Origin of the sequence: Leptolyngbya sp. PL-A3, assembly GCF_039962325.1 — a bacterium.
GTDB lineage: Bacteria > Cyanobacteriota > Cyanobacteriia > Elainellales > Elainellaceae > Vacuolonema.
In genome coordinates this window covers 26,490-45,880 of the sequence record NZ_JAMPLB010000021.1, presented here as the reverse complement: position 1 = coordinate 45,880, position 19,391 = coordinate 26,490, and the positions used below count along the sequence as shown (strand labels likewise).

Annotated in this window: 12 protein-coding genes; 6 read left to right on the top strand and 6 right to left on the bottom strand. The window is 51.0% G+C overall.

The window, feature by feature from the left end:
* Positions 1-137: 137 nt before the first annotated feature.
* Positions 138-2,666 carry an Ig-like domain-containing protein gene (locus NDI52_RS16985; RefSeq protein ID WP_348256472.1) on the bottom strand — a complete coding sequence of 843 codons (2,529 nt, stop codon included), beginning with the start codon at positions 2,664-2,666 and terminating at the stop codon, positions 138-140.
* Positions 2,667-3,094: 428 nt separating this feature from the next.
* On the opposite strand from NDI52_RS16985, the gene NDI52_RS16980 reads away from it, so the two are divergent.
* Both NDI52_RS16980 and hemH read left to right on the top strand, forming a co-directional pair.
* Positions 3,095-6,799, top strand: a complete 3,705-nt coding sequence (locus NDI52_RS16980; protein ID WP_190771218.1) for a hydantoinase B/oxoprolinase family protein — start codon at positions 3,095-3,097, stop codon at positions 6,797-6,799.
* A 503-nt stretch (positions 6,800-7,302) separates the two neighbouring features.
* Positions 7,303-8,466, top strand: coding sequence for a ferrochelatase (gene hemH / locus NDI52_RS16975; protein ID WP_190771217.1), 1,164 nt, complete (start codon positions 7,303-7,305; stop codon positions 8,464-8,466).
* A gap of 102 nt (positions 8,467-8,568) precedes the next feature.
* Here the strand turns inward: hemH and trmD are convergent, their stop codons facing one another.
* Entirely contained in the window at positions 8,569-9,306 is a 738-nt protein-coding gene (trmD, locus tag NDI52_RS16970; RefSeq protein ID WP_242045892.1) for a tRNA (guanosine(37)-N1)-methyltransferase TrmD, read from the bottom strand.
* Between the two features lie 608 nt (positions 9,307-9,914).
* On the opposite strand from trmD, the gene NDI52_RS16965 reads away from it, so the two are divergent.
* Both NDI52_RS16965 and cphA read left to right on the top strand, forming a co-directional pair.
* On the top strand, positions 9,915-10,766 hold the full coding sequence (locus NDI52_RS16965; RefSeq protein WP_190771231.1) for a cyanophycinase: 852 nt from the start codon (positions 9,915-9,917) through the stop codon (positions 10,764-10,766).
* Between the two features lie 291 nt (positions 10,767-11,057).
* Positions 11,058-13,793: a cyanophycin synthetase gene (gene cphA / locus NDI52_RS16960; protein ID WP_190771216.1), complete on the top strand. Its 2,736-nt coding sequence runs from the start codon at positions 11,058-11,060 to the stop codon at positions 13,791-13,793.
* Positions 13,794-14,233: 440 nt separating this feature from the next.
* Here cphA and tatA read toward each other — a convergent pair whose 3' ends face one another.
* Together tatA and NDI52_RS16950 are read right to left on the bottom strand one after the other, a co-directional pair.
* A complete protein-coding gene (gene tatA, locus NDI52_RS16955; protein ID WP_190771215.1) occupies positions 14,234-14,413 on the bottom strand; it encodes a twin-arginine translocase TatA/TatE family subunit in 180 nt (59 codons plus the stop codon).
* A gap of 231 nt (positions 14,414-14,644) precedes the next feature.
* Positions 14,645-15,454, bottom strand: coding sequence for a serine/threonine-protein kinase (locus NDI52_RS16950; RefSeq protein WP_190771214.1), 810 nt, complete (start codon positions 15,452-15,454; stop codon positions 14,645-14,647).
* A gap of 174 nt (positions 15,455-15,628) precedes the next feature.
* Between NDI52_RS16950 and NDI52_RS16945 the strand changes: the two genes are divergently transcribed.
* Positions 15,629-16,369 (top strand): phycocyanobilin:ferredoxin oxidoreductase, encoded by a 741-nt coding sequence (locus tag NDI52_RS16945; protein WP_190771213.1) that lies wholly within the window; start codon positions 15,629-15,631, stop codon positions 16,367-16,369.
* Positions 16,370-16,449: 80 nt separating this feature from the next.
* Here NDI52_RS16945 and NDI52_RS16940 read toward each other — a convergent pair whose 3' ends face one another.
* Together NDI52_RS16940 and NDI52_RS16935 are read right to left on the bottom strand one after the other, a co-directional pair.
* Entirely contained in the window at positions 16,450-16,983 is a 534-nt protein-coding gene (locus NDI52_RS16940; protein WP_190771212.1) for a tetratricopeptide repeat protein, read from the bottom strand.
* Positions 16,984-17,233: 250 nt separating this feature from the next.
* A complete protein-coding gene (locus tag NDI52_RS16935; RefSeq protein WP_190771211.1) occupies positions 17,234-17,953 on the bottom strand; it encodes a Bax inhibitor-1 family protein in 720 nt (239 codons plus the stop codon).
* A gap of 541 nt (positions 17,954-18,494) precedes the next feature.
* Between NDI52_RS16935 and NDI52_RS16930 the strand changes: the two genes are divergently transcribed.
* Complete coding sequence (locus NDI52_RS16930) at positions 18,495-19,283, top strand: RNA polymerase sigma factor SigF (RefSeq protein ID WP_190771210.1); 789 nt, start codon at positions 18,495-18,497, stop codon at positions 19,281-19,283.
* Positions 19,284-19,391 lie beyond the last annotated feature (108 nt).

Genomic DNA, 19,391 nt, shown 5'->3' with positions numbered 1-19,391 from the left:
TCGGGCTTCAAAGCCGAGAGTTCGTGCCCGTAGGGCACAAACTCTCGGCTTTGAAGCCCATAATGAGAATTGCTGCATGAGGGTTGGGTGTGGTGCAGAAAAACCATCACACCCAACCCCGCAGAGACATTGCAGAGCTAGGCGACAAGCTCAATTTGTCTGTTCGATAACGTGGCTCTATTCGATAGGGTGGCAATTTTGACTTGTGCTTCGGTACCCGAGCCATCTGCATCAAAGAACAAGCTACCTGTGCTCTGGTTGTAGATAAAGCGCTGATTAACTGTGCTGGCTGTCGTTCCTAAGCGGAAGAGCGAAGCATTGAGCAGAGATCCAATTGCTTGCGTGAGATTAAATTCTGTGCGAGAAATTAAAATACGATCTTCTGCTCTGTTGAAATCTGTCAGGGTATCAGCACTTGTGGTGCGTACTCCTGTGAGGTTGAAGCGATCGCCCCCATTCCCCCCGGTCAGAACATCCCCACCGGCACCACCCAGCAGAGTGTCGTTACCATTACCGCCGTTCAAGCGATCGTTGCCGTTGTAGCCGACGAGAATTTGGTTGCCACTGCCACCTGCCAAACGATTATTGCCAGCGTTGCCTGCTACAAGGGTTGTGACGCTGGAAATAGCTGCATTGCCAGCAATATCTACACTTCTCGCTGTGAGGTTGAATCTGCCGTTTGTCAGATTGGGTGTATTCAGGCTCCAGCGACTGTTGTTGGCGGCTACGACGGTTCCCAATGCAGTCGTGCCTTTACGGACCGTTACAGCGCTACCAGACTCAGCAATGCCATTGAGGATGAATCTATTCGTTCCAAGCGGGTTGCTGTAGCTTGTAAGGGCGGGAAGGGTGGAGATACGTCTGTCGAGGGCATAGGTTCTGGATACACCAGCGATCGCATTCCCAGCAGTATCAATGGTGCGGGTCAGCAGATTACGAGAACCGGGTTGGAGAACCACGTCTGCGGCACTCCATGTGTTTCCGTTGATGGTCGCTGTGTTCCAGGTTGCCCCACCATTAGCTGACACCTGGATCGATTCACCCGTCGCTAGTGTACCTGTAAAGGTTCCTGTTACGGTCTGGTTCGCCTGATTGGTGATGAAATCTTCAGCTATTCGGGAGTCGGCACTGAGGGAGGAAATAGCGCTAACTGTTGCACTGGGGGCGATCGTATCGATGTTAAAAGTGTGGGTTACAGGGTTGCCGATGTTACCGGATAGATCGACCGTTGCCAGGGTAATACTTTGGCTGCCTTGCCCCAGGGCTGTAATATCGGCGGGAGTTAGTGTATATTGCCAGGTCGCTGCATTGCCGTTGCCAAAGACAACCACATCACGAGTGCCTGGTGAGCCTGAAATTGTCAAACTAATTTGGGCACCAATTTCTGTTTCGCCTGATAAAGTCACTTCCGCAGCGGCTTCGGCGGCGTTGATGACGTTATCACTGGTAACCGGATCAAAGGTGGGATCGGCTGCTGTTGTATCTAAGTCGAAGATAATGCGAATCGTATTTGAGACGTTGCCATTTGGCTTGAGTTGGCGCACATCGACAGTGTAGCGGCCATCTGTCGTGGGTGCGGTATAGCTGGTAAGCCATTCGCCATCGTTAATGCTGTACTGCACCGTATGGTTTTCTAAAACCCCGGTCACGGTGAGGTCGGCGACGTTGGTGTAATAATCTGTGGGGATGTTGGAGTCGGTGGTGAGGGCGATCGCTGGCATAGGAGGTGGTGCCGCATCGACCAGAACCGAGCGTGTACTCACTGCGCTAACATTACCGGCGGCATCGGTTGCCGTAACGCTGATTGTCGTGTTGCCATCGGCTGGAATGTTGAAAGAACCAAAGCGGATACCCCAATTGCCCATGCCACTAGCAAAGGCATCAAGGGTAACGTTCCCCCAGGTAATCTGGAGATAACTTCCCAACTGAGCGGTACCCGAAATTAGCACTCCTGCTTCCTTTTCGGCTTGGGTAATGATGTCGTCAGTGGCGACGATGTTAATTTGTGGAGCCTCTGGGGGTACCGTGTCAGGCCCATCTTCAACGTTAAAAACGGAGAGTCTGAGAAGGGCTGAGTCGCTCAAACCACCTGCATCTGTGACCGTGAGCGGGAGGATAATGACAGCTTGCCCGTCTAAACCCAAAGCCTCGAAATCAAGAGACACACCATCTTTAAGTTTGAGTTGATTACCAACAAACTCAAAGCGATCGTCGCCAACACTGTAGGTAAACGTCTCTCCCTCATCAATGTCGGATACTGGACCTATAAAGCCAGCGATCGCCCCCGGCGTATTCTCAAACACAGGTGTTGACGCATAATTAAAACCAAAGCCATTTGGTCGATCGTTGACGCTGTTGATGGTTAATGCAACTGTTGAGGCCGCTTCAGCATAGGCTGTACCATCCGAGCCATTCCACCCAAAGCTATCGGTGCCATTAAAGTTGAGAGCGGGCACAAAGCTCAGGTTATTAAGATCGGCAGCGGCAATTTCTTGATTGAGTGTGACAGCAGTACCGTTGAGCCTGAGCACACCATTTGTGGGGAGTGCTGTGATTTGAATTTTGCTGAGGCTATCCCCTTCTGGATCATCAAATGCGGCTGTGAAGTCGTTAAGGGTAAAAGCAATGGTCGTATCCTCGTCGCCTGATTTAGCGAAATTGGTCATGAGCTTGCCTTGGAAGAGGAAGGTGAATGAGTACCCGATACAAAAGGGGCGATCGCTGAAATGCTCAGAACGCTTAGAGTGATATGGCTTTGGCTGAAATGACTGCGATCGCTTGACACCAAATCAGTGCTTAACACCCACACAGGGTGTTTTTAATTACACAATTTGAATGAAACAAATTCCGAAGAAGTACGATGCAGGAATAGATTAATGCCGCTTTGTCATCCCCAAATTCGCATCCTGCATCTTTACTAAAACAAAACCTAGAACCGTTGTTTTTTGTCGCGCCGTGACGGAAAAATAACGGTTCTGAGTTTTGCTGCAATATATGAGCAAAGCTTTGCGTGTATATATTTCAACTGCTGCTACCGGGTTTTGGGAGTGCTGGCACAATGGATGCAATGTAAGGATTGATAGGAACAGCAGCGATGACCGCAGCAGGAAAATGGCAATTTTGGATTGATCGGGGCGGCACCTTTACCGACATCGTGGCCCAGAGCCCAGCGGGCGATCGCATCGTTCACAAGCTCCTCTCCGAAAACCCCGATCGCTATCCTGACGCACCATTGCAGGGTATCCGCGATATTCTCGGTGTTGCGTCCGATGCCCCCATTCCTGCTGAACAGATTGCCTGTATCAAGATGGGCACGACGGTGGCGACCAATGCATTATTAGAGCGGAAGGGCGATCGCACGGTTCTGCTGATCACCAAAGGCTTTCACGATGCCTTGCGTATTGGCTATCAGAATCGCCCCGATATCTTCGCCCGTCACATTGTCTTACCCGAAATGCTTTATGAACGGGTGATAGAAGTGGACGAGCGAGTGACAGCTCAGGGAGAAGTGTTGATCTCTGTTCGCCCTCTGGTCAGTGGTTTGATTGAAGATTTGCAGGATGCTTATAACGCAGGCATTCGTTCTTGTGCGATCGTGCTGATGCATGGTTACCGTTACCCTGACCATGAGCAGCAAGTAGCTGAATGGGCACGACAGGTTGGCTTTACCCAGGTATCGGTGTCCCATGAAGTTAGCCCACTGATGAAGCTGGTGAGCCGTGGCGATACGACCGTCGTGGATGCTTACCTGTCACCCATTCTGCGGCGTTATGTCGATCGCATTGCAGCAGAACTGAACTTGTCAGGTGACGAGTCGCCCCGCCTTATGTTCATGCAATCCAACGGTGGATTGACCGACGCCCAACTGTTTCAGGGCAAGGACAGTATTTTGTCCGGGCCAGCGGGTGGCATTGTGGGTGCAGTCCAAACCAGCCAGCACGCGGGGTTCGACAAAATTATTGGCTTTGATATGGGCGGCACCTCTACGGATGTCTCGCATTTCAATGGTGAATATGAGCGCACTTTCGAGACGGAAGTGGCTGGTGTGCGGTTGCGGGCACCCATGATGGCGATTCACACCGTTGCTGCGGGTGGTGGGTCAATTCTGAAATTTGACGGCTCCCGTTATCGTGTAGGACCAGCATCGGCTGGGGCAAATCCCGGTCCGGCTTGTTATCGCAAGGGTGGGCCGCTGACGGTCACCGACTGTAACGTAATGCTGGGCAAGGTACAGCCCGAGTTTTTTCCCAAGGTCTTTGGGCCAGCGGGAGATTTGCCTCTGGATGCGGAAGTGGTACGTCAGAAGTTTGCAGCCCTAGCCGAGGAGATTCAGCAAAAAACAGGGGATGTGCGATCGCCCGAACAAGTCGCCGAGGGGTTTCTGGCAATTGCTATCGAAACGATGGCTAACGCTATCAAAAAGATCTCCATCCAGCGGGGCTATGACGTCACCGAGTACACCCTGTGTTGCTTTGGAGGTGCGGGAGGACAGCATGCCTGCCAAATCGCCGATGCCTTGGGCATGAAGCAAATCTTCCTGCATCCTTATGCAGGTGTGCTGTCGGCTTATGGGATGGGATTGGCGGATTTGCGATCGCTCCGAGAACGCGCCATCGAAGCAGAACTCACCGAAGCGCTGCTGTCCACTTTGGAACGGGTATTAACGGAATTAGCCATAGCGGGTCGAGACGACCTCCAGCAACAGGGCATTAAAGCGGCAGCCAGCGATGCTCCGTTACAATCCGCGGGCCAAATTCAAATTGTTGCCAAGGTACACCTTCGCTACCAGGGTACCGACTCGTCTCTGCTGGTGAATTGGGGGAATTTGGCGAGTTTGCGATCGCAATTTGAAGCCCAACATCAGCAACGCTACGGCTTCAGCATGGAAAACAGACCTCTAGTAGTGGAAGCGGTTTCTGTGGAAGCGATCGGGGCAATGGATGTAGCTGGTGAGTTAGGTAGGGAGGAAGGCAGAGGGCAGGAGGCAGACGGCAGAAGGAAAGAGGCCATTGCAATGGTGTCTCTTTATAGTGGTGGTGCGTGGCATGAGGTTCCGGTTTACCGGCGGAGTGATTTGGGGGTGGGCGATCGCATCCCCAGCCCAGCCCTCATCATTGAACCCACCAGCACCACCGTTATTGAACCCGGTTGGGAGGCTACACTCACGGCACAGTCCAGTCTGCTACTCACCAAACTTGCTGAGGCTCAGATGGGGGACAATTCTGTTCCATCGACCCATCCATCCCCCTACCCATCGACCCAGCCCGACCCCGTTCTGCTCGAGATCTTTAATAACTTATTTCGGGCGATCGCCGAAGAAATGGGCGTCACCCTCCAGAACACCAGCTACTCCGTCAACATCAAAGAGCGGTTGGACTTCTCCTGTGCCCTATTTGACTCTCAGGGGCAATTGGTTGCCAATGCCCCTCACATTCCCGTTCACCTTGGCTCCATGAGCGAAAGTGTGAAGAGTTTGATTTCAGCAGTGGGTGATTCTATACAACCGGGCGATGTCTATGTTTCCAACAACCCCTACAACGGCGGCACCCATCTCCCAGACATCACAGTTATCACGCCGGTCTTTCCCCCGGATTCACCCACGGTTCCGCTCTTCTATGTAGCTTCGCGTGGTCATCATGCGGATGTTGGGGGCATGACCCCAGGTTCCATGCCCGCTCACAGCCAGACGATCGAACAAGAAGGTGTTTTACTCGATAACGTGCTGCTGGTTCGGGATGGGCATTTCCGAGAAGCCGAAATTCTGGGACTTTTAACCACTGGGCAGTATCCGGCACGTAACCCTGTGCAGAACCTGGCAGATTTGCAGGCGCAAGTGGCGGCCAATAAGCGAGGGGTGCAGGAATTGCAGCGGATGGTTAGCCGCTATGGGTTAGAGCAAGTGCAGACCTATATGCAACACGTTCAGGACAATGCAGAAGAGTCGGTGCGGCGGGTGATTACGGTGCTGTCTGATGGGCAGTTTACCTATCGCATGGATGATGGAACGCAGATTCAGGTGGCGATCGCCATCGACCACCCCACTCGCTCTGCCACCCTGGATTTCACAGGCACCTCTCCCCAACAACCCAACAACTTCAATGCCCCTCTCGCTATCTGTAAGGCTGTAGTCCTATATGTATTCCGCACACTGGTGGACGATAACATTCCACTGAATGCTGGTTGTATGAAGCCTCTGAGCATCAGTGTGCCGGAAGGGTGTTTGCTCAATCCAACCTATCCGGCGGCGGTAGTGGCGGGGAATGTGGAGACGTCGCAGGCGATCGCCAATACTCTTTACGGTGCTTTGGGGGTGATGGCAGCAGGTCAGGGCACCATGAATAATTTCACCTTTGGCAACAAGCGCTATCAATATTACGAAACAATCTGTGGTGGTTCAGGGGCGGGACCAGGCTTTGCCGGAACTGATGCTGTCCATACTCACATGACAAACTCTCGGCTCACGGATCCGGAAGTGCTGGAATGGCGCTTCCCGGTTTTAATTGAGAGCTTTAAGATTCGCCCCCATAGCGGTGGTAGAGGGCAATATGCTGGTGGAAATGGGGTTATTCGTCGGATTGAATTTCGAGAGGCAATGACGGCCTCCATTCTGTCAGGCCATCGTAAAGTTCCACCTTTTGGATTAGCTGGAGGGGAACCGGGGGTCATCGGGCGCAATATTGTTGAGCGAGAAGACGGCCAAATCGAATTTCTCAAGGGCTGCACAGAAGTTGCGGTACACCCAGGCGATACGCTGATTCTGGAAACTCCGGGGGGTGGAGGTTACGGGTCTTCTTCTTGAGTTGATCGCACTACGCACTTAGGAGGTTTCTGCATAAGAATCTACCCAGGATGTTGGTGCTTTGCCCGCGAAGCGGGCAAAGCACCAACATCCTGGGGGTAATTTCATTGTTGGAAATCTCCTTAAAACCAGAAGGGTTATGTTTGAAAAGCCGCGCGAATTGCAGCTGTTCAAACATAACCTGTGCGTAAAGCTCTATCAGTTTTGACAGACTCAGGGCTAAAGGGGAGATTGCTTCTAACATTCCCCGTTTTTTGTTAATCCCAGGGCGAGGGCTACAAGTTTTGCACGGAAACCTTATGGTTTCTACCTAAAATTCATTCTTGAAGCCGCCGCGCCATCCCGCATAATAGGAAATATTCGCACTAATGATGGGTAGGGTAACTCAGCGGCAATGCCAGGGTAATCCCCTCTGGAATAGTGTGTCTTCCTAAAATCATTGTTAAAATCGGTTACAAAGATTAAACTAATCCAACCATCCAACGAGGGAAGCAGTGGGAGCTATGGGTCGAGTCGGTGTCCTCTTGTTAAATCTGGGCGGGCCGGACAAATTAGAGGATGTACGTCCTTTCCTCTACAACTTGTTCGCTGATCCAGAAATCATCCGTTTGCCGATTCCCTGGCTGCAAAAACCCCTGGCCTGGTTTATTGCAACCAGCCGCAGCGGCAAATCCCAGGAAAACTATCGTCAGATTGGTGGTGGGTCGCCCCTCCGCCGTATCACGGAAGAGCAGGCGCAAGCCCTCCAGCAAGAGTTAACCCGCCAGGGTCAGGAGGCTCAGGTCTATATCGGGATGCGCTACTGGTATCCCTTTACGGAGGAGGCGATCGCCCGCATCAAACGCGATGGTGTTGAGCGCCTAGTCATCCTTCCCCTCTACCCCCAGTTCTCCATTAGCACCAGCGGTTCTAGCTTCCGATTACTTGAGAAGCTGTGGCGGGAACACCCCGACCTCAAGCCACCCGAGCACACTGTCATTGCATCCTGGTATCAGCGTCCGGGCTATCTGCAAGCCATGGCAGATTTGATCGCCCAACAGCTTTCTCAGTTTGAAAATCCTGACTCCGTTCACATCTTCTTCAGTGCCCATGGGGTGCCCGTGAGCTACGTAGAGGAAGCGGGAGACCCTTACCAGCAGGAGATTGAGGAATGTACGCGGCTAATCATGCGGACCCTCAATCGACCCAATGAGTACACTCTGGCTTACCAGAGCCGAGTTGGCCCTGTGGAGTGGTTGAAGCCTTACACCGAGGATGCAATCACGGAGCTGGCTGAGCGGGGTGTAGATAAGCTACTGGTTGTGCCCATTAGCTTTGTCTCCGAGCATATCGAAACCCTTCAGGAAATTGACATCGAGTATCGGGAGATCGCAGAAGAGGCGGGAATTCACACCTTTCAACGGGTACCTGCACTGAATACTCATCCCATCTTCATCGACGAGCTGGCAAAGATTGTGGTAGATGCCCTCAATAAACCCAGTGTGGATGTGGCCGAAACCCTGCGTCCCAACGATACGATGAAGATCTACCCGCCTGAGGGGTGGGAGTGGGGCCTGACGCCGGGTGCCGAAGTGTGGAATGGTCGTCTCGCTATGCTGGGCTTCCTGGCCCTCCTGGTGGAGCTGATTAGTGGTCACGGCCCTCTCCATTTTGTCGGATTGCTCTAAACAAAATTTGACTTTCACAGAATAAAAATCTGTGGAGACAAAAACTTTAGAAGCCGCAGTTCCCAAGGAACTGCGGCTTCTTGCTTTGCCTACAGGGTCCGTTCAAATAGGCTTAATCTCAGATGCCTGTTGTTCAACCCAGGCTTCCCACAGGTCAGGTCGGCGCTCTTGGGTGCGCCGAAGCTGTTGTTCATGTCGCCAACGCGCGATCGCCCCATGATTTCCTGACAGCAACACCTCAGGCACCTTCATTCCTCGAAACTCAGCCGGACGGGTATATTGCGGGTAATCCAGCAAACCGGCCTCAAAACTTTCAGCCTTTAACGACTCCTCTTTACCCACAGTTCCAGGCCGCAAACGAATCACTCCATTCATCAATGCCAGGGCTGGAATTTCTCCACAGGTCAGAACAAAATCTCCCAGAGAAACCTCGCGGGTCACTAACTCTAACACCCGCTCATCAACCCCTTCATAGTGACCACAGAGAATCACTAACTGATCGTAATTCTGGGCCATGTCTTGAAATAGCCCTTGCCGCATCGGCTCCCCTTGAGGTGTCATAAAGACTACTTCTCGACGGGGTAACACGGGTAAGGATTCGATCGCCGCAAAAATGGGTTCCGGTTTCAGCAGCATGCCCACACCACCGCCATAGGGTTCATCGTCCACCTTCCGGTGTTTGTCTATGGCAAAATCGCGCGGATTTGTGAAATGCACCTCAGCAATACGGTTGGCCAGAGCTCGACCCATTAACCCAGACTCAAGCGGCGAGGTAAAAAAATCGGGGAATAGGGTTACTACATCAAAGCGGAGGGGTAATGGCCCCTGAAGATCCATCATTGTCATTGCCCAAATATTGCCATCTGTCCATCATGAGCAATTTTTCTCGCCCCTTTCAACGATATAGCAACCACCTGAAAGTTTGAACTATTGAGAATAAACACAGCCATTCTTCTCAGGACTTATGCATTTGTGTTGTGGTGGGGTACTTCGCACCCCACCACAACACAAATGCATAAGTCCTGCTTCTGATAAGCTTCAAGCCCTGAAAACAGTCCAAAATGTCAAGGTTTCCTGTCTCAACAACAGGCGCTGTCCGATAGATTAATTTAGAAGGGGTTGAATGAATTGATTCTGGTGTGCCTGTCATCCTAAACATCAATTCCTAGAAATCTTCCAGATATGGAACGTTTCAAACACCTCGATCGAACGTGGACGGAGTGAACGGGTAGGATATGAGGATCGGTTGATTGCATTAGAAGCGTGAGGTCTTGTCTTATGAAAAGCGCTGCAAAAGCGATCGCCCCCCTCTTCGATTATCGTGGCTAGCCCGATGAGTGATTCCGCTAACCAGACCGGATTAGGGTTCTCTACTCATGAAAAAACAAACGTTTGCCCTAAACCGGTTATTGCGGCAAATCACCAACTTCACCCCAAGGAACGGTATGATGCTGCAATTGGAAACTGAAACCCTGCTTCCCAGGATGTCCGAGAAAACGAATACAGCAGTACTGGTAATCGGTGGTGCCGAGGACAAAGTCCACGGACGGATGATACTTACAACATTTTTTAATCGTGCGGGTGGCACCGATGCCCGAATTGCGATTATTCCGTCTGCCTCACGGGAACCTGTGATCATTGGCAACCGCTACCAAACCATCTTTGAGGATATGGGAGCCAAGGCCATTGAGGTGATCGATGTTCGCGAACGGGAGCAAGCTGATGATCCCCATTGGCAAAGCTTCCTGGACGATTGCACGGGGGTGTTTATCACCGGGGGCGATCAACTGCGGCTCTGTGGTCTGCTGGCCGATACGCCTATCATGGATAAGGTTCGCATTCGCGCTCAACTTGGCGAAGTTACCCTCGGTGGCACCAGTGCTGGGGCTGCCATTATGGGCCAGCATATGATTGCTGGGGGCGGCAGTGGAGAATCACCCAACCGTTCTCTGGTTGACTTGACCGCCGGACTCAACATTATTCCAGATGTGATTGTGGATCAACATTTCCACAACCGAAACCGGATGGCCCGTCTGATGAGCGCGATCGCCTCCTATCCCGATCGCCTGGGCATTGGCATTGATGAAGACACCTGTGCCATGTTTGAGTCGGATGGATCGTTCCAGGTCATCGGGAAAGGCACCGTTACAGTCATTGATGCCGGAAACATTTCATTCACAAACCAGCCCAGCGTGGGAACAAGCGATCCTCTCAGTATTCACAACATGAAGGTGCACATTATGTGCCATGGCGATCGCTACGATTATTACAAGCGAAAGCTTCTGCCCAAACACGTCTAATTCACGATAGAAATAGTCGTTTGGTATTGGCGATTGTAAGGTTTTACCAACTTTTTGATAGTTTTGCTACTAAACTATCCTTAAATCACTCTCTCCTTAAGGGGTTCGTAATTAACGTCTTAATGAACGCATGCTCGATTCCTTCAGACTCTTTTTACGGACGCTCTACCTATTGGCAACAACTCGTCGTCAAAGTGTTCTCCAGGAACAGTTTGATGGTTTCCTGGCAAAGGACACTAGAGCTTTGTTGTGATGGCCCGCATCTGCTCTCACCTTCAGACCTAATCCTGTATGAAAATCCTTAAGACTCAAACACTGCGAGGGGCAAATTACTGGAGTATCCGGTATAAGAAGCTAATCGTTGCTCGACTGGATCTGGAGGATTTAGCAAATCGGCCGTCTAACGAAATACCGGGCTTTTATGAAGGCTTAGTGGAAACCCTTCCGAGTTTGGTCGAGCACTTCTGCTCCCCTGGATGTCGTGGTGGTTTCCTGATGCGTGTTCAGGAAGGCACGATGATGGGGCACATTGTCGAGCATGTTGCTCTGGAGTTGCAAACCCTGGCCGGGATGCCCGTTGGCTTTGGCCGCACTCGGGAAACCTCAGAGCCCGGAATCTATCAGGTCGTATTTGAGTACGAAGATGAGCAGGCCGGACGTTATGCTGCGCGGGCTGCTGTTCGTCTCTGCCAAAGCATTGTTGATCGCGGCACCTACCCGGCTGAAGAGCTAGAGCAAGATTTACGGGATTTACAAGAATTTGCCCAGGACTCCTCCCTTGGGCCCAGCACCGAGCATATTGTCACAGCCGCTAAGGAGCGCAATGTTCCCTGGATGCCGTTAAGTGTGCGATCGCTCATCCAGCTTGGCTACGGGGTTCACCAAAAACGTATTCAGGCGAGCTTGACCAGCTTTAGCGGGATCTTAGGCGTAGAGCTAGCCAGTGATAAGGAAGGGACAAAGCGGATTCTCCAGGACGCTGGGGTTCCCGTTCCCCGAGGCACCGTTATTTACTATGAGGATGAGCTAGAAGAAGCCATCGATGAGGTAGGTGGCTTTCCTATCGTCATTAAGCCGTTAGACGGTAACCATGGCCGAGGTATCAGTATTAACCTCACGACCATGGAGCAAGCGGAGGAAGCCTACGAAGCCGCTCTGGAAGAATCTAAGACGCGATCGGTTATTGTAGAACGCTTTTATACTGGCCGTGATCACCGCATTCTGATCATCAATGGCAAAGTGGTTGCGGTGGCTGAGCGGGTTCCTGCTCATGTTATCGGTGATGGCAAGTCCACTATTCAAGAATTGGTTAATGAAACAAACAGCGATCCACTGCGGGGTTCAGGCCACGCTAACGTTCTGACCGCTATTGAACTCGATCGCGCTGCTTTTCAAATGCTTGATCGCCAGGGCTACACTTTAGAAACAGTGCTGCCCGCTGGAGAAATCTGCTACTTAAAGGCGACAGCCAACCTCAGTACAGGTGGCATTGCCATTGACCGCACTGACGAAATTCACCCTGAAAACCTCTGGATCGCCGAACGAGCAGCCCGTATTGTCGGTCTGGATATTGCTGGCATCGACATGGTGATTGAGGATATTTCTCGTCCTATGCGCGAGGTGGATGGAGTCATCGTCGAAATCAACGCGGCACCAGGCCTGCGGATGCACTTCTCCCCCAGTCAAGGCACCCCTCGCAATGTGGGAGCGGCGATCGTTGATATGTTGTTCCCACCGGGAACCCCTAGCCGAGTTCCCATCATTGCCGTTACTGGGACAAATGGAAAAACTACTACTAACCGCCTGATCGCCCATATCTTCAAACAAACCGGGCAGATTGTGGGTTACACCACAACAGACGGGATTTACATTGGCGATTTCCTGGCAGAAGCAGGGGACACGACTGGTCCTCAGAGTGCCCAGGTTATCCTGCAAGACCCAACTGTAGAAGTTGCCGTGCTGGAGACGGCGCGGGGCGGTATCCTCCGTTCTGGCCTGGGATTTGACCAGTGCGACGTAGGGGTTGTGTTGAATGTCGCTGCCGATCACCTGGGTATTGGCGATATCGATACGGTTGAGGATCTGGCTCACCTGAAGAGTGTGGTAGCAGAATCCACCAGCCCTAATGGCTATGTTGTGCTAAACGCCGATGATGCTTTAGTCACTGCGATGGCAAAGCGAGCTAAAGCGCAGATCACCTATTTTTCCATGAATCCAGAGAACCCTATCATTCAGCGCCATACGGCTCAGGGAGGCTTGACGGCGGTGTATGAAGACGGTTACCTCTGTATTCTCAAAGGCGACTGGACGCTACGTATCGAGCGAGCGGCAGATGTGCCCCTGACGATGGGCGGCCGAGCTCCGTTTATGATTGCCAACGCTCTAGCGGCTTCTCTGGCCGCATTTGCTCAAGGGGTGCCTATCGAGACGATTCGAGCTGCCCTGGCGACATTCCAAGCATCCGCAAATCAGACCCCAGGCCGAATGAATCTATTCAATCTGGGTAAGTTTCATGCCCTGGTAGATTATGCGCATAACCCCCATAGCTATGAGGCTTTGGGTGGCTTCATTCGCAATTGGGATGGTGAAAGAATTGGCGTGATTGGAGGACCTGGCGATCGCCGCGACGAAGATTTCATCACCGTGGGTCGGCTCTCTGCTGCCATGTTTGATCGCATCATTGTCAAAGAGGACGATGATACCCGTGGTCGCCCGCGAGGTGACGCTGCCAAGCTCATCGTTGAAGGTATCCGGCAAATTCAGCCCAACATGAATTACACGGTGATACTGAATGAGACAGAAGCAGTTAATCAAACCCTCGACAACGCGCCCGACGGTAGCCTCGTGGTGATTCTGCCGGAGAGTGTGAAGCGGGCGATCGCCCTTATCGATGCCCGGCGGCCGTTGCAAGAGGCGATCGCCCTCCAAACTCCCACAACTCAAACTGAGGCCAACACCGAATTCTCAGAAGCAACTGCTTCAGATAATGGTTCTTCTGACGGTGTTGAATTGGAAGAACTTGTCTAAGGAGATTTCCAACAATGAAATTATCCCCAGGATGTTGGTGCTTTGCCCGCGAAGCGGGCAAAGCACCAACATCCTGGGTAGATTCTTATGCAGAAACCTCCTAAAAACTTGTTTGAGAAGGTTGATTTTCTAGCTGAAAGGCATGGAAAATCGACCTTCTAAATTAGTCTTTAAACGACTTCTAAAAGATTTACTTACAGCGCTTCGCACTTGAATCAGCCACGGTTGTTTTTGTGAGAGACGCGCTCTGCGCGTCTCTCAAAAAAACAACCGTATTTTGAGCGCTTGAAAAGCGCTGTAATAGATATACTCATAGCCATTTTTGGCATAACGAAAACGGCTGCAACTGACATTAATGCACAAGTCCCAATATGGAGCAATCCATACAGAGAATGTGCTTAGTATTAAACACCAAGCATATTCTCTGCATGGATTGGAAGTTATTCCTTGGTGTCGTCGCCTTCTTCCAGTTCACCACTATTACTTTTGATTTCTTCCTTAAATCCCCGTAGGGTTTTTCCCAGGGCACTGCCCAATTCTGGGATGCGTTTTGGCCCAAAAATTATAATAGTCAAAACCGCAATAATTGCGACTTCAGGCCAGCCAAGACCAAATAACATGAACGTCTCCTGTAATCCGTTTTACCCGCTTTTCTGCTGTTTTATGGGTGCAGCGTAGTCGCTTAGCTTCTTTCCATAGCCTGTTCTAACTATACCCTTGCGTGGCTAGTTAGGATATCAAGAGCATTTTAGAGCAAGGCTTCAAAATGCTCTTGATATCCTAACTAGCTGCAATAGCAATATCAATGGAGGTATTCTGCAAATTTTAGAGATTGTTGGTTTCCCTGCGGCTTACAGTCGAGGTAATGAAGCTAAGGCCTCATCCGCTTGTCGAAATCGTTGCATCAGCTCGGGCTCCGTCATTTTCCGGAACCATTCAAATAGCTCTGGGTTAATCGTTAGAAACTTTTCTAACTCCAAACGGAAGCCCCGCTTCGGCATATCCTGAGGATCCATTCCCGTGATTGCAGATACCAGCGTAACTCCAAGACTGTAGAGGTCTGATGCAGTTACAGCGCGTCGTCCCATTTGTTCGGGAGGGATATATCCATCCGTGCCGACCAGACTAAAAGTGGTTCCATCGCTAGGAGCTAGAGATTTGACCGAACCAAAATCCACTAGACAGATTTGTGACATCAGTTGGCTCGGATCTTCCGAAAGCAGAATATTGCCGGGTTTGATATCGCGATGAATAATAGGTGGTTTTCTACCGTGTAGGTAAACCAGAATTTCCAGGACAATGCGTGCGACCTGGCACGCCTCTGCCTCTGTCAAGAGGCGTCCTTCCTCCATGTAGCGGTACAACGATTTCCCAGGCATATAGCTTTGAATTAGGGCTAACCCCTTGCCATTGCGGGGTAGGGCAATCTCGAAATAGCCCAAGTAGCGGGGCGTAGCTGGATGTTCCAGAGTTTGCAGGATATCCACTTCCCGCTTAAACAGTTTCAGGTCATCGGGGGCCATGTTCTCGTCAATGAACAAGAGTTTCAGGATGACTGGGGAATCCGTGATAAGGTCACGGGCCAATAATGTCCAGCGCCCTGCTTTTTTCCCTAGCTGTTGTTCAACTTCGTAGCGATCGCCCAGTATTTGACCTGACATAATGATTCCTATAGTGACTACGTTATTCAGGTAGTTGTCTTGGTGATTGCGGGCCTCCTGCAATCCATCCTACTTGGTGACCTGGATACAGTTGCTTCTCTGTTTCTAAAGCTTACAGTTCCCCGTCGGGAACGTATCATCTCATATCTTTATATCGCGATCTTGAATTCCCGTATGCCTTCTTCTACCTCATCTCTTCGAAGCCAACTTCACCCCCTGATTCACCAACTGGCGGATCGGTTGGAAGCGGTTTGGCAGCATCATCTAGAGCTGCAACCTTACCATCTACCCGAAGACCTGGGGTACGTGGAAGGCAAACTCGAAGGGGAAAAATTGATCATTGAGAACCGCTGCTACCAGACACCACAGTTTCGCAAAATTCATCTGGAACTGGCTAAAGTAGGCCAGGGCTTAGATATTTTGCACTGTGTAATGTTTCCCCGCCCAGACTATGATTTACCCATGTTTGGGGCTGATTTAGTTGGAGGTCGAGGACAAATTAGTATGGCCATTGCCGATCTCTCCCCAGTTCGTTCTGACCATACCCTACCCGACGCCTACCAACAGTCTCTCCAGGCACTTCCTTCCTCGGAGTTCTCAGACAACCGCAGTTTTCCGACGTGGGCCACGATCTTCTCAGACTTCTGCCTGTTTATCCGGCCCCAATCTCCCGAGGAGGAGACGGCATTTTTGAATCAGGTGGAAGCTTATATGACGGTGCATTGTGAGCGGGCGATCGCCACGCCATCTACCCCGGAGCAACGTAGCGAGATCATGGCCGGACAGGAGCGTTACTGCACTCAACAACAGCAGAATGACAAGACCCGTCGTGTTCTCGAAAAAGCCTTCGGAGCCGAGTGGGCAGAACGCTACATGACGACAGTTCTATTCGACCTGGCTCCGGCAGAAGACTAGGACGCGTTACCTTTAAAACAGGCTCTGAAGCCCAAAAAGAAAAATTGCGGGTGCATTGCACCCGCAATTTTTCTTTTTTACTAGGTGGATGGGACTAAGCGTTTTCGCAGAGACTCTGCTCGGCGCTTCGCCGTGCTATTTTTAGGCTCTGACTTGAGGGCTGCTTCGTAGGTTTCTAAAGCCTGGGCAACCAGTTGTTTCTTCTCATAGGCAAAACCAAGGTTGTTTAGAGCCGTCACATAACCCGGCACCTGATCCACGGCTTCTTTATAGTTACGGATGGCAAGGTCATATTGCTCCTGGGCAGCATAGGCGTAGCCCACGGCATTGTGCAGCAGTGCTTTATTCTCAGCACCTTCTAAGTCTTTAGACTTCAGCGCTTTTTGGAACTCAGCGATCGCCTGAGTGTACAGGCGCTTGTCCAACAAAATACTGCCCAATTCGTAATGTTCCCGCGCATTTCCTTTTCCTTGTTTCAGTTGAGCTTGCAACCGATTCAGCCGAGTTTCAGTACGCCGTGTGCGTAGAACCTGACGAACCAAAAACACCGCTGCGATGGAGAGCAAGCTCACCAGAAGGCCAAGATAGAGCGTTGGAAACGTCCCTTCGTTCATATCGTTAAAACCGCCTGTAATCGGAGTAAAAATTCCCTTTTCTCCTAGCCTACACCACAACCCTGTACTTCTTGGGCACAGCTATAGCCTTTGTCGCGTTAGTTGGGATATCAGGAATGAGTGGGAAGTACTGCTCTCACTCACTTCAGGCCATTTAGGTTAAGACACGAAGAGAGGGTAAATGCAAAGCATCTACCCTCTCTTTTACTCACAGCAGACTGGCTGCATTCAACGCTGCGATCGCTTGTTCCTAATCACGGTTCAAAGCAATTAGCAGCCGCAGAATGAACACGAACAGGTTGATGTAGGTCAGATACATCGACAAAGCTGCTGATAGATACTGCTCATCGCGGTAAGCCCGAGGCAACACAAAAAAGTCGACAACGGCTGAACCAACAAACAGCAATACGCCTATCCCAGAGATGGCAATCTCTATGAAAGTTGGAGTGTATACCCCAAATAGGGAAAGGGCCAGTTGTGCGATTAGCACAACGAACAAGGCCATAATGCCAATACGGATAGTTTGTGACAGGGCCATGCCATCTTGTTCAGATAGGTTAGAGCCAATTTGTCGCGCAGCGATAAAAGTGACTCCACATCCCAAAGCGGCAATACCGAGGCTAGCAATGCCTACAGTCCCAAGAGCCACAAAGACTAAACCGCTCAAGGTATACCCTGATAGCAAGCTATAGGTGGCTAAAAGCGGTAGTGCAGTTCCGTTATTACCTTTAGCTGCGACGCCCTGGGCAACAAAGAAAAGGGCCAATTCAGCAACAAAGGCCACCCAGAAGGTGGTCATAAACAGACCTGGGTTACTCTGGATCACACCCAATCCGCCATAGGTACCCAGGGCGGTCAGAATCAGCCCACCACCCAAATAGGGCAGCGCATTCTTAATAACATTGGGCCCGACTAGAGCCTGAGTTTGCGCATCACGGAATGCCTTACGAAAATTACTCGTGCTGGTCATAACTCAATCAATCTCCAAAGGTATGCATGGTTTAAACACCTTCTGACCTGAGTCATCAAATTTTTAGAAGATGCTTGAAGAGGTCCACGGAGAGACCAATGTTTTGCTAGTGGAAACTGCAAAAGTTTCTTTTCAAACACCCCCTTCTATCAGGGGCAGTAGATATTCATGCCTTTTCTACGCTTCCATACTCCCCTACTCTAAACTATTTGCTAAATTTCAGTTGTTCAATTGCTGACTTCGCATTACGAAGTAACCAATAGTTTCCTTTTGTTAACGATAGGTTCATGCCTCTCTATACCCTTAGATAGAGGCAGAAGATTTCTCGAATTGTCGCAGCTACAGCAAATTCGGGAACTATAACCGCAGGAGGCGATCGCTTCAAGCCTCAAACGGGCTCATCCGTAGGGTTACACAACATTCCGTAATTACGCTGAGCTAGTTAGGGGTCTCGCCCCACATTTCCCAGTGAATTAACGATGGTTGTTACCTCGCCATCCTTAGAGAATTAGCCTAAATCAAACCCCGCAGGTATCCACAGATGACGGCTAATTCCTCCTCCCTTCGGTCTCGTAGCATGGAATTGCTGATGGCCTATCAGCAGAACCCGTCTGTGAGCATTCGCAACCGACTCGTTCAGCTCAATGCCGGTCTGGTACGCAAGATTGCCCACCGTGTTAGCCACCAATGTGCAGAACCCTATGAAGATCTCGAACAGATTGGCTATTTGGGTTTAATCCGGGCTATTGAGCGATTCAATCCGAGCCAGGGTTGTGCCTTCAGTTCCTTCGCCGTTCCCTACATCCGTGGCGAAATGCTGCACTTCCTGCGCGATCGTGGCAGTGCCCTGAAAGTACCCCGCCGTTGGCAAGATCTCCAGAAAGAAGGCCAGCGCGTTCGCATTCAGTTGACTAAAGATCTGGGACGCAATCCCAACGAACGGGAAGTTGCAGACGCCCTCGGTATCTCCCTGGCAGAGTGGCATGAAGTGCGTGTAGCTGTGAAGAACCGCCTGCCCCTCAGCTTGGATGCAACGGTTCAACAAGTGGATTCCACCATCACTCTGGGCGAGACCCTGCCGGATATCAACTACCAGGCCATCCAGCGTCTGGAGGAAGACCGCCAGCAGCTCCAGCGTGCCCTGAACCAGTTGGAAGATAAGACCCGCGCTGCTGTGGAGTTTGTGTTTTTCAACGAACTGTCTCGTAAGGAAGTAGCTGAGCGGATCGGTGTCAGCCCTATGACCGTTACCCGTCGCATCCAGCGCGGTCTAGAGCAGATGATGACTTTCCTGCAAGTACAAGCTCTGCAAACAGACGCTCAATCCTAAGTCACTCAATCCTAAGTCACTCTAAAATCCCCTGAAAACTTGGAAGACACACCATCTAGATGGTGTGTCTTCCAAGTTTTTAAAGCTGCGATAGGGCATTTCGCTTCC

Coding starts and splice junctions, on each gene's coding strand:
- NDI52_RS16985 (WP_348256472.1), bottom strand. CDS start 2,666: ATGACCAATTTCGCTAAATCAGGCGACGAGGATACGACCATTGCTTTT.
- NDI52_RS16980 (WP_190771218.1), top strand. CDS start 3,095: ATGACCGCAGCAGGAAAATGGCAATTTTGGATTGATCGGGGCGGCACC.
- hemH (WP_190771217.1), top strand. CDS start 7,303: ATGGGTCGAGTCGGTGTCCTCTTGTTAAATCTGGGCGGGCCGGACAAA.
- trmD (WP_242045892.1), bottom strand. CDS start 9,306: ATGATGGATCTTCAGGGGCCATTACCCCTCCGCTTTGATGTAGTAACC.
- NDI52_RS16965 (WP_190771231.1), top strand. CDS start 9,915: ATGCTGCAATTGGAAACTGAAACCCTGCTTCCCAGGATGTCCGAGAAA.
- cphA (WP_190771216.1), top strand. CDS start 11,058: ATGAAAATCCTTAAGACTCAAACACTGCGAGGGGCAAATTACTGGAGT.
- tatA (WP_190771215.1), bottom strand. CDS start 14,413: ATGTTATTTGGTCTTGGCTGGCCTGAAGTCGCAATTATTGCGGTTTTG.
- NDI52_RS16950 (WP_190771214.1), bottom strand. CDS start 15,454: ATGTCAGGTCAAATACTGGGCGATCGCTACGAAGTTGAACAACAGCTA.
- NDI52_RS16945 (WP_190771213.1), top strand. CDS start 15,629: ATGCCTTCTTCTACCTCATCTCTTCGAAGCCAACTTCACCCCCTGATT.
- NDI52_RS16940 (WP_190771212.1), bottom strand. CDS start 16,983: ATGAACGAAGGGACGTTTCCAACGCTCTATCTTGGCCTTCTGGTGAGC.
- NDI52_RS16935 (WP_190771211.1), bottom strand. CDS start 17,953: ATGACCAGCACGAGTAATTTTCGTAAGGCATTCCGTGATGCGCAAACT.
- NDI52_RS16930 (WP_190771210.1), top strand. CDS start 18,495: ATGACGGCTAATTCCTCCTCCCTTCGGTCTCGTAGCATGGAATTGCTG.